The 17118-nt window shown below is 69.9% G+C and carries 13 protein-coding genes; 8 read left to right on the forward strand and 5 right to left on the reverse strand.

What is annotated here, in order from left to right; translation table 11 throughout:
- The first annotated feature begins 66 nt into the window (after positions 1 to 66).
- Positions 67 to 648, forward strand: a complete 582-nt coding sequence (locus tag MW290_RS23150; protein ID WP_250200003.1) for a superoxide dismutase — start codon at positions 67 to 69, stop codon at positions 646 to 648.
- Here MW290_RS23150 and MW290_RS23155 read toward each other — a convergent pair.
- Both MW290_RS23155 and MW290_RS23160 read right to left on the reverse strand, forming a co-directional pair.
- Positions 645 to 1673: a DUF72 domain-containing protein gene (locus MW290_RS23155; RefSeq protein ID WP_250196709.1), complete on the reverse strand. Its 1029-nt coding sequence runs from the start codon at positions 1671 to 1673 to the stop codon at positions 645 to 647. The two genes, MW290_RS23150 and MW290_RS23155, sit on opposite strands and share 4 nt — an antisense overlap.
- Positions 1670 to 2296, reverse strand: a complete 627-nt coding sequence (locus tag MW290_RS23160) for a TetR family transcriptional regulator (protein WP_250196710.1) — start codon at positions 2294 to 2296, stop codon at positions 1670 to 1672. The genes MW290_RS23155 and MW290_RS23160 overlap by 4 nt, the downstream gene beginning before the upstream one ends.
- Before the next feature lie 144 nt (positions 2297 to 2440).
- Here MW290_RS23160 and MW290_RS23165 point away from each other — a divergent pair, with 144 nt between their 5' ends.
- From MW290_RS23165 to MW290_RS23175, 3 genes are read left to right on the forward strand one after another with little or no spacing between them, the layout of a single operon-like run.
- Positions 2441 to 3724: an efflux RND transporter periplasmic adaptor subunit gene (locus MW290_RS23165; RefSeq protein WP_375142968.1), complete on the forward strand. Its 1284-nt coding sequence runs from the start codon at positions 2441 to 2443 to the stop codon at positions 3722 to 3724.
- Positions 3725 to 3754: 30 nt separating this feature from the next.
- A complete protein-coding gene (locus MW290_RS23170) occupies positions 3755 to 6934 on the forward strand; it encodes an efflux RND transporter permease subunit (protein ID WP_250196711.1) in 3180 nt (1059 codons plus the stop codon).
- An 11-nt stretch (positions 6935 to 6945) separates the two neighbouring features.
- Entirely contained in the window at positions 6946 to 8382 is a 1437-nt protein-coding gene (locus MW290_RS23175; RefSeq protein WP_250200094.1) for an efflux transporter outer membrane subunit, read from the forward strand.
- 77 nt (positions 8383 to 8459) lie between these two features.
- Here MW290_RS23175 and MW290_RS23180 read toward each other — a convergent pair whose 3' ends face one another.
- Positions 8460 to 10151 (reverse strand): phosphoethanolamine transferase, encoded by a 1692-nt coding sequence (locus MW290_RS23180; RefSeq protein ID WP_250196712.1) that lies wholly within the window; start codon positions 10149 to 10151, stop codon positions 8460 to 8462.
- Positions 10148 to 10900, reverse strand: a complete 753-nt coding sequence (locus tag MW290_RS23185) for a phosphatase PAP2 family protein (protein WP_375142969.1) — start codon at positions 10898 to 10900, stop codon at positions 10148 to 10150. The genes MW290_RS23180 and MW290_RS23185 overlap by 4 nt, the downstream gene beginning before the upstream one ends.
- Positions 10901 to 10991: 91 nt before the next feature.
- Between MW290_RS23185 and MW290_RS23190 the strand changes: the two genes are divergently transcribed.
- Both MW290_RS23190 and MW290_RS23195 read left to right on the forward strand, forming a co-directional pair.
- A complete protein-coding gene (locus tag MW290_RS23190) occupies positions 10992 to 11675 on the forward strand; it encodes a response regulator (RefSeq protein WP_250196714.1) in 684 nt (227 codons plus the stop codon).
- Complete coding sequence (locus MW290_RS23195; protein WP_250196715.1) at positions 11675 to 13033, forward strand: histidine kinase dimerization/phospho-acceptor domain-containing protein; 1359 nt, start codon at positions 11675 to 11677, stop codon at positions 13031 to 13033. The genes MW290_RS23190 and MW290_RS23195 overlap by 1 nt, the downstream gene beginning before the upstream one ends.
- Positions 13034 to 13057: 24 nt before the next feature.
- On the opposite strand, the gene MW290_RS23200 is transcribed toward MW290_RS23195, so the two are convergent.
- Complete coding sequence (locus tag MW290_RS23200; protein WP_375142845.1) at positions 13058 to 13735, reverse strand: GntR family transcriptional regulator; 678 nt, start codon at positions 13733 to 13735, stop codon at positions 13058 to 13060.
- 143 nt (positions 13736 to 13878) lie between these two features.
- Between MW290_RS23200 and scpA the strand changes: the two genes are divergently transcribed.
- Together scpA and meaB are read left to right on the forward strand one after the other, a co-directional pair.
- A complete protein-coding gene (gene scpA, locus MW290_RS23205; protein WP_250196716.1) occupies positions 13879 to 16053 on the forward strand; it encodes a methylmalonyl-CoA mutase in 2175 nt (724 codons plus the stop codon).
- A gap of 23 nt (positions 16054 to 16076) precedes the next feature.
- Complete coding sequence (gene meaB / locus MW290_RS23210; RefSeq protein WP_250200096.1) at positions 16077 to 17102, forward strand: methylmalonyl Co-A mutase-associated GTPase MeaB; 1026 nt, start codon at positions 16077 to 16079, stop codon at positions 17100 to 17102.
- Positions 17103 to 17118: the final 16 nt, after the last annotated feature.

The following is a 17118-nucleotide window of genomic DNA, read 5'->3' on the forward strand; positions in this document are numbered from 1 at the left end:
GCCTACAATGCGCCCGCCAAACCGCTCCACCCGTCGGTACGACCGGCTCAACAACGAGGAATGATCATGGAACGAGTGCTGCCCCCCCTGCCTTACGCGATCGACGCGCTGGCACCGCACTACAGCCAAGAGACGCTCGAATACCACCATGGCAAGCATCACAACGCTTACGTGGTGAACCTGAACAACCTGCAGAAGGGCACCGAGTTCGAAGAGATGGAACTCGAGGACGTCATCAAGAAGTCGTCCGGTGGCATCTACAACAATGCCGCCCAGATCTGGAACCACACCTTCTTCTGGAACTGCATGAAGCCCAACGGCGGCGGCGAGCCCACCGGCGCGCTGGCCGAGGCCATCAATGCCAAGTGGGGCAGCTACGCCGCCTTCCGTGAAGCCTTCGTCAAGAGCGCCGTGGGCAACTTCGGCTCGGGCTGGACCTGGCTGGTCAAGAAGGCCGACGGCTCGCTGGACATCGTCAACATGGGCGCCGCCGGCACCCCGCTGACCACCGGCGACACCCCGGTGCTGACGGTGGACGTGTGGGAACACGCGTACTACATCGACTACCGCAACCTGCGCCCGAAGTTCGTCGAGACCTTCCTCGACAAGCTGGTGAACTGGGAATTCGCGGCCAAGAACGCGGCTTAAGTTGTCCCGCTCTGGCGCAGCACGGCCTGCGCCAGCGCCAGCACACTCCACGGGGCCGAGCCTTCGGCCTTGTTGTTGATCGTCACCCAGGCGGCTTCACCCGCCGCCAGCGTGCCGGCGATCACCCGGGCCAGCGCCTCGCGCGTGGCCTCGTCGGGGGCCTGGAGCCGATCGAACGGCGCCCAGGCGTCCTTGGCCTGCGCATAGCGCTGGCCCTTCTGCAGGTTCCACCGGCACACCAGCGGGCCGGGCCACATCGCCCGCAGCATCGGCAGCTGTTCGGTCATCGTCGGCATGCGGTCGTGCAGGCCGGCGCACCAGCGCACGCCGTGGCGCTGCAGCAGCCGTGCCAGGGCCGGCGTCATCAGCGCGGCATCGCGCAGCTCCAGCGCCACCGCCGGGCGGTCGCCGCCAGCGGGCAGCGCCGGCACCACGGCGCCCCACAAGCGGTCCAGCGCCTCATGCAGGCGCGCTTCGTCATGCAGCCAGTCGGCCGGCAGCGGTGACAGCTGGAACACCAGCACGCCCAGCGCCGGCCCCAGGCCTTGCAGCGCGGGTTGCAGCACCTCGGCCAGCGTGCGCCGCGGGTCGAGGAAGCCCGGGTTGGGCTGCAGCGCCTTGCCGCTGGCCGGCTCGCGCAGCACTGCGTCAGTGACCAGCGCCGGCGCCTTGACCACGAAGCGGAAGTCGGCCGGTACCTGGGCCGCCAGGCCCGCGTAGGTGGCCGCCTCCAGCGGGCGGTAGAAGGCGCGGTCCAGGCTGACCGTGCGCAGCAACGGATGGCGGTGGTAGGCCGTCAAGCCGCGGCGGGCGAGGGTGGGGGCGCCGTAGGCGCGGCCCCAGACCAGGCCCTCCCATCCCGGAAAACTCCAGGAAGAGGTGCCGAGCCGCAGCCGGCCCCCGAAACGGCTGTGCAGCGCCTGCGCCACCGCAGGCACCTCATCGGGCAGGGTGGCCGCGGCCAGCGGCGGGTCGTCGAACAGCTGCGGCGCGTCGCCCTCGGCGCCAGAGCGCCGCCGGCTCACGCCCGTCGGCCGGCCCGCACGCCGGCCAGGAACAGGTCCACCGTCAGGCCGCCGATGGCCTGCAGGTCGAAGGCCTGGCGGTCGAGCAGCCAGTTGTCGATCAAGCCGTCGATGATGGCGTGCAGACCCAGCGCCAGCTCACGCGGCGTCTGGGTGGTCGGCACCTCGCCACCGGCCTGCGCCTGCTCCAGCAAACGCACCAGATTGCCGACGTGCTCGCTGCGAACTTCCAGGTGGCGGTCGCGCACCGCCACCAGCTCGTCCACGTACTCCACCTTCTGGGTGGCGATCTCGATCACGTGGCGCGCGCGCTCGTCGTGCGCCACCAGCTCGAAGATCTCGTCGAGGTGCTTGCGCAGCCCGGCCAGCGCACTGCCGTTCACCGGGCCGGGTTCGGCGGCCGCGCCGTCTTCGGCGGGCAGACACACCCGGTCCATCATGTGGCTGAACAGGTCGGCCTTGTCCTTGAAGTGCCAGTACACGGCACCGCGGGTGACGCCGGCGGCCGCGGCAATGTCGTGTAACGACGTCCGTGACACACCCTGACGGTGGAACAGCAGCTCCGCCGCGTCCAGAATGCTGGCGCGGGTGGCGAGGGCTTCTTCCTTGGTCTTGCGGGCCATGTCGTTGCGTCGTCAGTCGTAGGGCCCTCGTCACATGGGGGCGTTGTGCATACATTCTAGGCTGTATGTATACTCGCGGCCGACCGGGCTACGGGTAATCCCGCGGCCTCATCCAAGAAAAACCCTTCAAGGACTTGCACCGTGTTGCATCCACAGCCTGCCGTTGCCTTTTTTTTCGGCGTCTCGCAACGCGCCCGTAGCCCCCGAGTCGCCCTGGCCGTCGTCGCGGCCGCGGTGCTGCTTGCCGCCTGCGGCAAGAAGGAAGAGGGCGGCGCTGGTGGCGCACCCGGTGGCGGCATGCCGCCGGCCACGGTGGGCGTGGTGGCCGTGCAGCCCCAGGCCGTGGGCCTGGTGACCGAGCTGCCGGGTCGCCTGGAAGCTTCACGGGTGGCCGAGGTGCGCGCCCGTGCCGCCGGCATCCTTCAAAAGCGCCTGTTCCGCGAAGGCAGCGACGTGCGTGCTGGCCAGCCGCTCTTCGAGATCGACGCCGCCCCTTACGAGGCGGCGCTGGCCAGCGCCCAGGCCTCGCTGGCGCGGGCCGAGGCCAACGTGGCCCAGACCAAGGCCCAGGCCGAGCGCTACAAGCCGCTGGTCGAGGCCAACGCCATCAGCAAGCAGGACTACGTGAACGCCGTGGCCGCGCAAAAGCAGGCCGAGGCCGATGTGGCCGTGGCCCGTGCCCAGGTGCGCACCGCCAGCATCAACCGCGGTTATGCCGCCGTCACCTCGCCCATCTCGGGCCGCATCGGCCGCGCGCTGGTGACCGAAGGCGCGCTGGTGGGCCAGGGCGAAGTTACCGCGCTGGCGGTGGTGCAGCAGATCAACCCGATGTACGTGAACTTCACCCAGTCGGCCAACGAGGTGCTGAACCTGCGCCGCGCGCTGGCCGCGGGCAAGCTGGCCAAGGCCGGCGGCGGTGAGTCGGCGGTGGTGCACGTGCTGCTGGACGACGGCACCGAATACGGCCGCACCGGCAAGCTGCTGTTCTCCGACCTGACGGTGGACGCAACCAGCGGCCAGGTGACGCTGCGCGCCGAAGTGCCCAACCCCGACGGCCTGCTGCTGCCCGGCATGTACGTGCGCGTGCGCATCGAGCAGGCGCAGCTGGAACAGGCCATCCTGCTGCCGCAGCAGGCGGTCACCCGCGCTGCCACCGGCGACACGGTGCTGGTGGTGGGCCCCGACAGCAAGCCGGCACCGCGCCAGGTCAAGCTGGGCCAGAACCAGAACAACCAGTGGATCGTGCTCGACGGCCTGAAGCCGGGCGAGCAGGTCATCGTCGACGGCTTCCAGAAGATGATGGTGCCGGGCGCGCCGGTCAAGCCGGTGCCCTGGACGCCCAACGCCGCCAGCGGTGCGGCGGGTGCGTCGGCCCACGCCGGTGCTGCGTCCAACCCGGCAGGCGCTGCCAGCGCCGCCAGCAAGTAAGCCCTCGCGGCGCAGCAACGAGGGACCTCCATGGCCAAATTCTTCATCGATCGCCCGATCTTCGCGTGGGTGATCGCCTTGTTCATCTTGGTGTTCGGCGGCGTCGCGATCAAGCAGCTGCCGATCGCCCAGTACCCCACGGTGGCCCCGCCGGCCATCGTGATCAACACCGCCTATCCGGGCGCTTCGGCGCAGACGCTGGAAGACTCGGTGCTCAGCGTGATCGAGCGCGAGATGAACGGCTCGCCCGGCCTCATCTACATGGAGTCGGTGGCCCAGGCCGACGGCACCGGCTCGATCACCATCACCTTCGAGCCGGGCACCAACCCCGAGCTGGCGCAGGTGGACGTGCAGAACCGGCTGTCGCGCGCAACGCCGCGGCTGCCGTCGTCGGTGACGCAGCAGGGCGTGCGCGTGGACAAGTCGCGCAACAACTTCCTGATGTTCACCATCCTGTCGTCGGATGACCCGCGCTACGACCCGGTGGCGCTGGGCGACTACGCCTCGCGCAACGTGCTGCCCGAGTTGCAGCGCGTGCCCGGCGTGGGCCAGGCGCAGCTGTTCGGCACCGAACGCGCGATGCGCATCTGGATCGACCCGGCCAAGCTGGTGGGCTTCAACCTGTCGGCCACCGAGGTCAATGCCGCCATCCGCGCACAGAACGCGCAGGTGTCGGCCGGCACCATCGGCGACCTGCCCAACATCCCGGGCCAGAGCATCTTCGCCACCGTGGTGGTGGCCGGCCAGCTGAGCACGCCCGAGCAGTTCGGCAACATCGTGCTGCGCGCCAATGCCGACGGCTCGGCCGTGCGGCTGCGCGACGTCGCCCGCATCGAGCTGGGCGGCCAGGCCTATGCCACCTCGGCCCGCCTGAACGGCCAGCCGTCCACCGGCATCGGCATCCAGCTGTCGCCCACCGGCAATGCGCTGCAGACGGCCAAGGCGGTGCGCGCGCGCATGGAAGAGCTGTCGAAGTTCTTCCCGCAGGGCGTGAAGTACGAGATCCCGTACGACACCTCGCGCTTCGTCAGCATCTCGATCGAGCAGGTGGTGCACACGCTGTTCGAGGCGGTGGTGCTGGTGTTCGTGGTGATGTTCGTCTTCCTGCAGAACTGGCGCTACACCATCATTCCGACGCTGGTGGTGCCGGTGGCGCTGCTGGGCACCTTTGCGGTGCTGCTGACGCTCGGCTTCTCGATCAACGTGCTCACCATGTTCGGCATGGTGCTGGTGATCGGCATCGTGGTGGACGACGCCATCGTGGTGGTGGAGAACGTCGAGCGCATCATGAGCGAGGAGGGGCTGTCGCCCCGGCAGGCCACGCGCAAGGCCATGGGCCAGATCTCCGGCGCCATCATCGGCGTGACGGTGGTGCTGATCTCGGTGTTCATCCCGCTGGCCTTCTTCTCGGGCTCGGTGGGCAACATCTACCGCCAGTTCTCGGCGGTGATGGTCTCGGCCATCGCCTTCAGCGCCTTCCTCGCGCTGTCGCTGACGCCGGCGCTGTGCGCCACGCTGCTCAAGCCGGTGGAAGCCGGCCACCACCATGAGAAGCGCGGCTTCTTCGGCTGGTTCAACCGCAGCTTCACCCGCACGGCCAAGGGCTACGAGGGCTGGGTGCGGCGCATCCTGCATCGCGCAGGCCGCTTCATGATCATCTACCTGGCCATCGGCGTGGGCGTGGGCTGGATGTTCATGCGCCTGCCGAACAGCTTCCTGCCCAACGAAGACCAGGGCTACATCATCGTCAACGTGCAGCTGCCCCCGGGCGCGGCGCAGAATCGCACGCTGGACGTGATGAAGCAGGTCGAAGGCTTCGTGCTCAAGCAGCCCGAGGTCGAGAGCATGGTCAGCGTGCTGGGCTTCAGCTTCTCGGGCACCGGGCAGAACGCGGCCCTGGCCTTCGTGGTGCTGAAGGACTGGGAAGAGCGCAAGGGCGAGAACAACACCGCCGCCGCGCTGGCCGGCCGTACCTTCGGCGCGCTGATGGGCATCCGCGATGCCTTCATCTTCCCGCTGAGCCCGCCGCCGATCCCGGAACTGGGCAACGCCACCGGCTTCAACTTCCGGCTGCAGGACCGTGCCGGCCAGGGCCACCAGGCGCTGGTCAACGCCCGCAACCAGCTGCTGGGCATGGCCCGCGGCAGCAAGCTGCTGACCGGCGTGCGCCCCGACGGCCTGGAAGACGCGGCCCAGCTGCAGCTGGACATCGACCGTGACAAGGCCAATGCGCTGGGCGTGACCTTCGACGCGATCAACACCGCGTTGTCGACGTCCATGGGCTCGAGCTACATCAACGACTTCCCGAACAGCGGCCGGCTGCAGCGGGTGATCGTGCAGGCCGATGCGCCCCAGCGCATGCAGCCCGACGACCTGCTGCGCCTGAACGCGCTCAACGCCAAGGGCCAGCCGGTGCCGCTGTCGGCCTTTGCCACCACGCGCTGGATCACCGGCCCGATGCAGACCGTGCGCTACAACGGCTACCCGACGATGCGCATCTCGGGCGATGCGGCGCCGGGCGTCAGCACCGGTCAGGCCATCGCCGAGATGGAGCGTCTGGCCAGCCAGCTGCCGCCGGGCTTCGGCTTCGAGTGGACGGGCCAGTCGCGCGAGGAAAAGCTCTCGGGCTCCACCGCCACCATCCTGTTCGCCTTCTCGCTGCTGGCGGTGTTCCTGGCCCTGGCCGCGCTGTATGAAAGCTGGTCCATCCCCGCCTCGGTGCTGCTGGTGGTGCCGCTGGGCATCCTGGGCGCACTGGCCGGCGTGTACCTGCGCGGCTACCCGAACGACGTGTACTTCAAGGTCGGCCTGATCACCGTGATCGGCCTGGCGGCGAAGAACGCGATCCTGATCATCGAGTTCGCGAAGGACCTGCAGGCGCAAGGCAAGAGCGTGTTCGATGCCGCGCTGGAAGCGGCCCACCTGCGGTTCCGCCCGATCATCATGACCTCGCTGGCCTTCATCCTCGGCGTGTTGCCGCTGGTGATCGCCTCGGGCGCCGGCTCGGCCAGCCAGCGCGCGATCGGCACCGGCGTGATGGGCGGGATGATCGCGGCCACGGTGCTGGCGGTGTTCTTCGTGCCGCTGTTCTTCGTGGTCATCCGCCGCATCTTCAAGGGCAGCGAGCGCCAGCGCCGCATGTACAACCATGAGCTCGAGCAGGACACCCTGCCGCCCTCGACGCCTCCGCAAACGGAGGGCCGTTCGTGAAAGTGCCCGCCATGAACCCTGACTTCCTCCGTCCCGCCACGCTGGCAGCCGCGGCCCTGGCCGCGCTGCTGGCCGGCTGCAGCACGATGGCGCCCACCTACGAGCGGCCCGCCGCGCCGGTGGCCGCCAGCTATCCCGCGTCGGTGGCCGGCAACACGCAGGCCGGTACCCCGGCCGCCGATCTGGAGTGGCAGCGCTTCTTCAGCGATGCGCGCACCAAGCGCCTGATCGAGCTGGCGCTGCAGAACAACCGCGACCTGCGGGTGGCGGTGCTCAACATGGACCGCACCCGCGCGCTCTACCAGGTGCAGCGGGCCGACCGGCTGCCTTCGGTGAACGGCGTCGCTTCGCTGACCCGCCAGCCCAACACGCAGGGCGACCAGACCAGCCTGTACCAGGTGGGCCTGAGCGTCACCAGCTACGAGCTGGACCTGTTCGGCCGCGTGCGCAGCCTCAGCGATGCCGCGCTGGCCACCTACCTGGCCACCGAAGAAGGCCGCAAGGCCACGCAGATCACGCTGGTGGGCTCGGTGGCGCGTGCAGCGCTGGCCGTGCAGGCCGACGAGGAACTGCTGAAGCTGACGCAGCAGACCCTGGCCACCCGCGAAGAGTCGCTCAAGCTCTCGCAGCTGCGCTTCGACAACGGCGTGGCCTCGGAGCTGGACCTGCAGCAGGCCCGCTCGCTGGTGGCCTCGGCCCGCGCCACGCTGGCACAACAGCAGCGCCAGCGTGAGCTGGACGAGAACGCGCTGGTGCTGCTCGTGGGCCAGCCGCTGCCGGCCGACCTGCCGCCGGTGCTGCCGCTGGCCGAGACGGTGATGATGGCCGACCTGCCGGCCGGGCTGCCGTCCGACCTGCTGAACCGCCGGCCCGACGTGCGCCAGGCCGAGCAGACGCTGCTGTCGGCCAATGCCAACATCGGCGCGGCGCGGGCGGCCTTCTACCCCCGCATCACGCTCACCGGCAGCGCCGGCACCGCCAGCAGCGAGCTGTCGGGCCTGTTCAAGAGCGGCTCGGGCGCGTGGACCTTCATCCCGCAGATCTCGCTGCCGATCTTCGACGCCGGCCGCAACCGCGCCAACCTGGACGCCACCACGGTGGCCCGCGACATCGCGGTGGCCCAGTACGAGAAGGCGGTGCAGACCGCCTTCCGCGAGGTGGCCGATGCCCTGGCCGGCCGTGCCACGCTGGGCGAGCAGGTGCGCCAGCAGCAGGCCCAGACCGAGGCCGAATCGGCGCGCTTCCGCCTGTCGGACCTGCGCTACCGCAACGGCGTGGCCAGCTACCTCGACCTGCTGGATGCGCAGCGCTCGCTGTTCACGGTGCAGCAGGCCACGGTGCAGACCCGCCTGGCCGAGCTGCAGAACCAGGTGTCGCTGTACCAGGCGCTGGGTGGCGGCTGGACCGACACCACCGTGGCCCAGCAGGGCAGCAGCACCGCCCGCTGAGCGGGGCTTGCCGTCTGCAAAAGCCAAGGGGCAGCGGAAGCTGCCCCTTTTTCATGGCTGCGAGCAGCCGCGGCACCTCACCCCGCGCTGCAGCCCGCGTACAGGTCGTTCGCGCGGCGGTAGATGCCGGTCTGCACGTCCAGCAGGCCCAGCACCGAATGGAACCAGTCGTCGTGGCTGCGGCGTTCGTCGGCCTGCTGCTTCAGGCAGGCCGTGCGCAGGCCGCTGCGTTGCTCATAGGCGGGCGACAGCCAGGTGATCCAGGGCACGCGCTTCTGCACGTCGGGCGCCACCGCGTAGGGCAGGCCGTGCAGGTACAGGTTGTTCTCGCCCAGCGATTCGCCATGGTCGGCCAGGTACACCATGGCCGTGGGCTGAGAGCCCTTGGTCTTGAGCCAGCGGATGGTGCTGGCCAGGAAGTGGTCGGTGTAGGCGATGCTGTTGTCGTAGGCATTGACCAGCGACTCGCGGCTGCATTCCTGCAGCGATGGGCTGGTGCATTCAGGCTGGAAGCGCTTGAACTCGGCCGTTGAACGCTTGCTGTACGCCGGCCCGTGGCTGCCCATCTGGTGCATCACCACCACCACGCCGCGCGCCCGGCGCTCAGGGGGCAGGGCGGCGATGCGCTCGTCCAGGCCCTTGAGCATCACCATGTCCATGCACTGGCCGCCAGGGCACAGCTGCGGATCGGACCCGCTGCTGGTATTGACGTTGGGCACCCGATCGCACACGCCCTTGCAGCCCGACTGGTTGTCCAGCCACAGCACCGCCAGGCCGGCGCGCTGCAGCACGTCCATCAGGCCTTCGGAATCCTGCTTGCGGTCGAGGTAGCCCTCACGTCCCAGGTGCGAGAACATGCAGGGCACCGAGGCCGCGGTGCTGGTGCCGCAGGACCACACATTGCGCAGGCTGGCCACGTTTTCCTTCGCCAGCTCGGGCGTGGTGTCCCGGCCATAGCCGTTGAGGCCGAAGTTGCCGGCGCGGCCGGTTTCGCCCAGCACCAGCACCACCAGCGGCGGCTGCGCCTGTCGGCTGTAGCTGGTGCCCAGCACCGCGTCCTCGCCGATCGGCTGCAGCGGCCCCTCGGCCCGCCGCAGCGGCTTGGCCGCCACGTCGGCCACCGCCCACACGGCGTTCAGCGGGTTGATCAGGTAGCGCACGTCCTTGTGGTTGCGCATCAAGGAGGACAGCGGCTGGAAGCAGGCCAGCAGCAGGCCCGCCGCCACCGCCAGGCTGGCCACGAACAGGCCCAGGTTGCCCAGCGCGCGCCGACCGGGCGTGCCGTAGCGCACCGGCGTGCGCCACAGCAGCAGCGCCGGCAGCAGCCCGGCCACCCCCAGCGTGAGCACCAGACGCAGGCTCAGCAGGTCGCCGGCTTCGTGGGCATCGGTCTGCAGCACGTTCACCACCATCGAGGGGTCGATGACGATGCCGTACATGCGCATGAAATGCATCGCCGCGGCGGCCGTGACCAGCAGCAGCGTCAGCACCGGCTTGAGGGTCCAGCGCCAGGCCAGCAGGCTCACCAACGTGACGATCAGCGCGCTGATGATGCCGGCGCAACCCAGGCCCAGCAGCAGGCCACGCAGGCCGTGCAGCAACCCCAGATCGCCCAGCTTGGCCCACAGCGCCAGGTTGCAGGCGGTGGCCATCCAGCCCGCGGCCGCCAGCGTCACCAACCAGGGCGCACGGCCGGCGCTGGCAGCGTGGGGCAGGGGATCGGCGGCCACCTTGTGGCGGCGCCAGGTCCAGAAAGTGAGCGAGGTCATGCAGACTCCGTCGGGGCAGCCAGGGGCTGCCGCACGCGCAGGCGTTGAAACAGCAGGTCGGTGGCCAGGGCCACCCACCAGCAGACATAGGCCGACCACAGGGTGTGGCTCATGAAATGCGCACCGCGCATCTGCTGGCCCAGACCCAGTACCGTGCCGGCCAGCAGCGCGCCGCCCAGCCAGGCCCAGGCCTGCCGGCGGTCGTGCTGGCGGCAGGCGAAAAAGCCTGCGATGAAGGCAAAACCGGCCGAGGCATGGCCGGCCGGAAAGCAGTGGCCGGTGCCCCCATCGGTCAGTCCCGGTGGCCAGTGCCAGTGCGACATGTACTGCGCGCTGCGGCCAAACATCGTCAGCTCCTGCGGGCAACTGGTGGTGCTCAGGCTCTTGAGCGCCGACACCGCCAGCACCGCGGCCAGCGCCCCCACCGCCAGCTGCAGCCGGCGGCCGGGCGGCAGGCGGTGCAGCGGCCCACGCGGCCACCACACGCCGATGCACAAGGCCAGCACCAGCGCCCAGGCGGCGATGCGACCGCCCTCGTGCAGCACGGTGGTCAGCAGCCAGTGGCTGCGCAGCGCAAAGCCGTCGGCATCGCCGAACAGCCTGGCCATCGGCAGGTCGAGGCCGCTGGCATCCCACGCCAGCAGCGCCGCCAGCATCACGAGGGAGGCGAGCAGCAGCTGGCGCAGGCCCCTCGACGCCCGCGGCGAAGCGGGCAGGGCGGCGGGGCCGGGCCGGGCATGGGACAACATCTTTTCCACGCTGTGCACGGTAGGGCGCCGCACTTAAGACCACCTTAAGAGCCCCATCCCGGCGGTCCTGAAGGCGGGCCACAATCGGTGCATGCGTGTGTTGGTGGTGGAAGACGACGAGGGCATCGCGGCCGGCCTGGCGCTCAGCCTGCGGCAGCATGGCCATGCCCTGGACCAGGCGGGCAGCGTGGCCGCGGCCTGGTCGATGCTGCAGGCCGAGCCCTTCGACCTGCTGCTGCTCGACCTGGGCCTGCCCGATGGCGACGGCACCGAGCTGCTGCGCCGGCTGCGGGCCAGCCCGCCTGGCCGCCTGCCGGATGCGGCGCTGCCGGTGCTGATCATGACCGCGCGCGACGAGGTGGCCTCGCGCATCGCCGGGCTGGACCTGGGCGCCGACGATTACGTGACCAAGCCCTTCCACCCCGACGAGCTGGTGGCCCGCATGCGGGCGCTGCGCCGCCGGGCGGCCGGTCGCGCCACGCCGCTGCTGCAGTGTGGCGAGCTGGCCATCGACCCCGCCGCCCGCAGCGTGCTGCGCGCCGGCCGGCCGGTGGAGCTGTCGCCACGCGAATTCGCGGTGCTGATGGCGCTCGTGGAGGTGCGGCCGCGGGTGTTGTCGCGCGCGCAGATTGAGGCCGCGCTCTACAACTTCGATGCCGGGCTGGAAAGCAATGCCATCGAGGTGCATGTGCACCACCTGCGCCGCAAGCTGGGTGAAGGCGTCATCCGCACGCTGCGCGGCGTCGGCTACTTCGTGCCGGCGGACGCTGCCTGATGGCCGGCCGCACCCTGCTGCACCACCTGCTGGGCTGGACGCTCGGCGCGCTGGCGCTGGTGTGGGCCAGCTTCATCGTGGTCGGCTTTGCCACCGGCGTGCACGAAGCCGACGAGCTGACCGACGGCCACCTGGCCAGCGTGGCCGGGCTGCAGGCGGCGATGCACGAGGGCCGCTTCGATCCATTGACCCGCCTGGACCCCGGGCGCGACGTGCCGGAGGGGCTGAAGAGCCACGACTACCAGCAGTCCATGAGCGTGGTGGTCTGGGACGGCCAGGGCCGGCTGGTCACCGCCACCGGCAATGCGCCGCTGCCCGTCTTCGACCGCTCGACCGGCTTTGCCGACATGACGCTCGGCCATCCGCCGGAACGCTGGCGCACCTTTTCACGCTGGGACGGGCCCGAGCAGCACCGCAAGATCACCGTGATGCTGAGCATCGAGGAGCGCGACGACCTGGCCTGGGACATCGCGCTGCAGGTGGCCAGCCCAGGCCTGTGGGTGATGCCGGCCATCGCGGTGGCGCTGGGCCTGGCGGTGCGGCGCGGCCTGAAGCCGCTGCACGACCTTTCGCGCGACGTGCTGGGCCTGGACGTGCACCGGGCGGAACCGCTGCCCACGCGCCACCCGCACGAAGAATTCAAGGTGGTGGTGGACTCCATCAACACCCTGGTGAGCCGCCAGCATGCGGCGCTGACGCGCGAGCGCCAGCTGGCCAGCGAGCTGGCGCATGAGCTGCGCACGCCGCTGGCCTCCCTCGCGCTGCATGCGCGCGGGCTGCAGGGCGAGATGAGCGACGAGGACCGCCGCGCCTCGCTGCAGCGGCTGGAGGACGACGCGCTGCGCGCCGGCCAGGTGGTGCAGCAGCTGCTGACGCTGGCGCGCGCCAGCCGGGCCCAGATGGACGAAGCCGTGCGCCCCTGCGATCTGGACGCCCTGGCCCGCCAGCTGCTGGCCGACTATGCGCAGCGGGCGCTCGATTCGGGCCACGACCTGGGCCTGGACAGTGCCGGCCCCTTCCTGCTGGAAGGCCACCCGCTGCTGCTGGACCTGGCCCTGCGCAACCTGCTGGACAACGCGCTGGGCCACACCCCGCGTGGCACGCGGGTGGAGGTGCAGCTGGACGCCAGGGCCCGCTGGCTGCAGGTGTGCGACGACGGCGCCGGCGTGCCCTGCGAACCCGGCCACCGCTTCAACGCCGGCCTGGGCCTGGGCCACCGCGTGATCGAGAAGGTGGCCGCCATCCACGACGCCCGCTTCGAACGAGCACCCGCGCCGCCCGGGTTTTCCACGTGCTACCGGCTGAGCTTTCCGGCGCTTCAGAACCGGGAAACAGGCCCGGGAGCCGACGGCGCCTGAAGCTGGCCGCGTGCCTCGCAGCGATCAAGCCACCCCCGGCCGCACCGTGGCGGCCGACAGCCCATTGCGGAAGTGCTCACGCGTCAAGGCCTCGGCCTGCGCCGCATCGCGGGCCTGCAGCGCCTGCATCAGCGCGCGGTGCTCGGCCAGTGAGTCGGCCAGCCGGCCTTCGCGGAACAGCGAGTGGTGGCGGTTGAGTTTCATCACCTTGCGCAGGTCCACCACCACCTGGCTGCGCCAGCGGTTGCCGGCGATCTCGAGGATGCGCATGTGGAAGGCTTCGTTCAGCGCGAAGAAGCGCTCGCGGTCGTCCACCGCCTGCTCCAGCTGCGCATGCAGGCCGGCCAGCTCGGCCAGCTGCGCGTCGCTGGCCACGCGGGCCACGTCGGCGGCGGCATCGCTCTCCAGCAGCGACAGCAGGTGGTAGACGTCGGTCACGTCGCGCGCCGACATCTCGGTGACGTAGGCGCCGCGGCGCGGCCGCATGGTGATCAGGCCCTCGGTGGCCAGCACCTTCAGCGCCTCGCGCAGCGGCGTGCGGCTGATGCCGTATTCGGCGCACAGCCGCTGTTCGTCGATCCAGCTGCCCGGCGCCAGCGTGTGCGACAGGATGGCGCCGCGCAGCCGCTCGGCCACGTGTTCGTACATCGGCCGGCCATCGGCGCGGGCGGCCGTCATCGCCCCGTCGGGGGAAGTGGTCATGGCTGTCTGTGACATGTGGCCGGAATCTCGCGCGGGTTTGACTTCGCGGTGGGCATCTGCATAATTCAGTTTTGAATTATGGCCGTGCGGCGAATCGAATGTCCAGTCGGACATGCCCTGTACAGCGGCCTCTGGAGCCTTCGATGTCCGATCCCAAGCCCGCCATCCTCACCTCCGCCGACGGCCTGCCTGCCTGGGAAAAGGCCGCTGCCAAGTCGGCGCCGGGTGGCGACCTCGCGGCGCTGAACTGGCGCACGCCCGACGGCATCACCGTCAAGCCGCTGTACACCGCGGCCGACGTGCAGGGCCTGCCTTATGCCGACACGCTGCCCGGGCTGCCACCCTTCGTGCGCGGCCCGCAGGCCACCATGTACGCGGTGCGGCCCTGGACCATCCGCCAGTACGCCGGCTTTTCCACCGCGGAAGAAAGCAATGCCTTCTACCGCAAGGCCCTGGCGGCCGGCGCCCAGGGCGTGAGCGTGGCCTTCGACCTGGCCACCCACCGCGGCTACGACAGCGACCACCCGCGCGTCACCGGCGACGTCGGCAAGGCCGGCGTGGCCATCGACAGCGTGGAGGACATGAAGATCCTGTTCGACGGCATCCCGCTTGACAAGGTGAGCGTGAGCATGACGATGAACGGCGCGGTGCTGCCGGTGCTGGCCGGCTACATCATCGCGGCGGAAGAGCAGGGCGTGAGCCAGGACAAGCTGAGCGGCACCATCCAGAACGACATCCTCAAGGAGTTCATGGTCCGCAACACCTACATCTTTCCGCCCGAGCCGAGCATGCGGGCCATCGGCGACATCATCGAGTACACGGCGAAAAACATGCCGAAGTTCAACTCGATTTCGATCAGCGGCTACCACATGCAGGAAGCCGGCGCCAACCAGGCGCTGGAGCTGGCCTTCACGCTGGCCGACGGCAAGGAATATGTGAAGACCGCGCTGGCCAAGGGCCTGGACGTGGACGAGTTCGCAGGCCGCCTGAGCTTCTTCTGGGCCATCGGCATGAACTTCTATCTCGAGATCGCCAAGATGCGCGCCGCCCGGCTGCTGTGGTGGCGCATCATGAGCGAGTTCAAGCCCAAGAACCCCAAGAGCCTGATGCTGCGCACGCACTGCCAGACCAGCGGCTGGAGCCTGACCGAGCAGGACCCCTACAACAACGTGGTGCGCACCACCATCGAGGCCATGGCCGCGGTGTTCGGCGGCACGCAAAGCCTGCACACCAACAGCTTCGACGAAGCCATCGCGCTGCCCACCGAGTTCTCGGCCCGCATCGCGCGTAACACCCAGCTCATCATCCAGGAAGAGACCCACATCACCAGCGTGGTGGACCCCTGGGCCGGCAGCTACATGATGGAAAAGCTCACCCAGGACATGGCCGACCAGGCCTGGGCCATCATCGAAGAAGTCGAAGCCATGGGCGGCATGACCAAGGCCGTGGACAGCGGCTGGGCCAAGCTGAAGATCGAGGCCGCTGCGGCCGAGAAGCAGGCCCGCATCGACTCGGGCCAGGACGTGATCGTCGGCGTCAACAAGTACAAGCTGGCCAAGGAAGACCCGATCGAGATCCTCGACATCGACAACGTGAAGGTGCGCGACAGCCAGATCGCGCGGCTGCAGGCCATCCGCGCCCGCCGTGACGGCGCGGCGGTGCAGGCGGCGCTGGATGCGCTGACCGCCTGCGCCGAGAGCCGCCAGGGCAACTTGCTGGACCTCACCGTCAAGGCCATGCGCCTGCGCGCCACGGTGGGCGAGGTGAGCGATGCGCTGGAAAAGGTGTTCGGCCGCCACCGCGCCGACACCCAGAAGGTGACCGGCGTCTATGCCGCGGCCTACGACAGCGCCGAAGGCTGGGACAAGCTCAAGAGCGAGATCGACGCCTTCGCGCAGGAGCAAGGCCGCCGGCCGCGCGTGATGATCGCCAAGCTGGGCCAGGACGGCCACGACCGCGGCGCCAAGGTGGTGGCCACCGCCTTTGCCGACCTGGGCTTCGACGTCGACATGGGCCCGCTGTTCCAGACGCCCGAAGAATGCGCCCGCCAGGCCATCGAGAACGACGTGCATGCGGTGGGTGTGAGCACGCTGGCCGCCGGCCACAAGACGCTGGTGCCGGCCATCGTGCAGGCGCTGAAGGACCAGGGCGCCGACGACATCATCGTCTTCGTCGGCGGCGTGATTCCGCGCCAGGACTACGACTTCTTGTACGAGGCCGGCGTGAAGGGCATCTACGGCCCGGGCACGCCCATTCCGGCCAGCGCCAAGGACGTGCTGGAGCAGATCCGCCTGGCGGTGGCGGCCACCGCGGCTTGAACACCGACACCGCGATCGACCGCATGCTGCCGCCGGCCGACCAGGCGCTGGTGAGCGCGGTGCTGGGCCCGCCCGGGCCCGCGCAGCGCCGCGCCATCGCCAAGACCATCACGCTGCTGGAATCGTCGCGCGACGACCACCGCCGCCGTGCCGACGAGGTGCTGAACACCTTGCTGCCGCACAGCGGGCGCTCGTTCCGCCTGGGCATCAGCGGCGTGCCCGGCGTGGGCAAGAGCACCTTCATCGAAGGGCTGGGCCTGTACCTCATCGGCCAGGGCCACCGGGTGGCGGTGCTGGCCATCGACCCATCTTCCAGCGTGTCGGGCGGCAGCATCCTGGGCGACAAGACGCGCATGGAGCAGCTCTCGGTGCATGAGCAGGCCTTCATCCGCCCCAGCCCGGCCAGCGGCACGCTGGGCGGCGTGGCCGAGCGCACCCGTGAATCCATGCTGGTGGCCGAAGCCGCGGGCTACGACGTGGTGATCGTCGAGACCGTGGGCGTGGGCCAGAGCGAGACGGCCGTCAGCGGCATGACCGACCTCTTCGTGCTGCTGCAGCTGCCCAATGCCGGCGACGACCTGCAGGCCATCAAGAAGGGCGTGATGGAGCTGGCCGACCTGGTGGTCATCAACAAGGCCGACCTGGACGAGGCCGCCGCCACCCGGGCCCGGGCCCAGATCACCTCGGCGCTGCGGCTGTTCGGCCACCACGGCAACCCGGCCCATGCCAGCCATGCGGTGGACGGTGCGCCGGTGATCTGGCAACCGCAGGTGCTGCAGCTCAGCGCGCTCAAGGGCCAGGGATTGCCCGAGTTCTGGGCCGCGGTCAGCCGCTTCCGCGAGCTGCAGGCCGCCGCCGGCCGGCTGGCCGAGCGCCGCCGCACGCAAGACCAGGCCTGGATGTGGGAACGCATCGAGGCCGGCCTGAAGAGCCGCTTCCGCCAGCACCCCGCGGTGCGGGAAGCGCTGCCCGAAATCCACACCCAGGTGCGCGCCGGCACGCTGGCCGCCTCGGTGGCGGCGCGGCGGCTGCTCGACCTGCTGAACTGATTCGCTTGACCAGAAA

The sequence above is a fragment of the Aquincola tertiaricarbonis genome (assembly GCF_023573145.1).
In the GTDB taxonomy this organism is placed as follows: domain Bacteria; phylum Pseudomonadota; class Gammaproteobacteria; order Burkholderiales; family Burkholderiaceae_C; genus Aquincola; species Aquincola tertiaricarbonis_B.

Bases quoted from the DNA above. Each gene is read 5' to 3' on its own strand.
- MW290_RS23150 (WP_250200003.1), top strand. From the start codon at position 67: ATGGAACGAGTGCTGCCCCCCCTGCCTTACGCGATCGACGCGCTGGCA.
- MW290_RS23160 (WP_250196710.1), bottom strand. From the start codon at position 2,296: ATGGCCCGCAAGACCAAGGAAGAAGCCCTCGCCACCCGCGCCAGCATT.
- MW290_RS23170 (WP_250196711.1), top strand. From the start codon at position 3,755: ATGGCCAAATTCTTCATCGATCGCCCGATCTTCGCGTGGGTGATCGCC.
- MW290_RS23175 (WP_250200094.1), top strand. From the start codon at position 6,946: ATGAACCCTGACTTCCTCCGTCCCGCCACGCTGGCAGCCGCGGCCCTG.
- MW290_RS23180 (WP_250196712.1), bottom strand. From the start codon at position 10,151: ATGACCTCGCTCACTTTCTGGACCTGGCGCCGCCACAAGGTGGCCGCC.
- MW290_RS23185 (WP_375142969.1), bottom strand. From the start codon at position 10,900: ATGTTGTCCCATGCCCGGCCCGGCCCCGCCGCCCTGCCCGCTTCGCCG.
- MW290_RS23190 (WP_250196714.1), top strand. From the start codon at position 10,992: ATGCGTGTGTTGGTGGTGGAAGACGACGAGGGCATCGCGGCCGGCCTG.
- MW290_RS23195 (WP_250196715.1), top strand. From the start codon at position 11,675: ATGGCCGGCCGCACCCTGCTGCACCACCTGCTGGGCTGGACGCTCGGC.
- MW290_RS23200 (WP_375142845.1), bottom strand. From the start codon at position 13,735: ATGACCACTTCCCCCGACGGGGCGATGACGGCCGCCCGCGCCGATGGC.
- scpA (WP_250196716.1), top strand. From the start codon at position 13,879: ATGTCCGATCCCAAGCCCGCCATCCTCACCTCCGCCGACGGCCTGCCT.
- meaB (WP_250200096.1), top strand. From the start codon at position 16,077: ATGCTGCCGCCGGCCGACCAGGCGCTGGTGAGCGCGGTGCTGGGCCCG.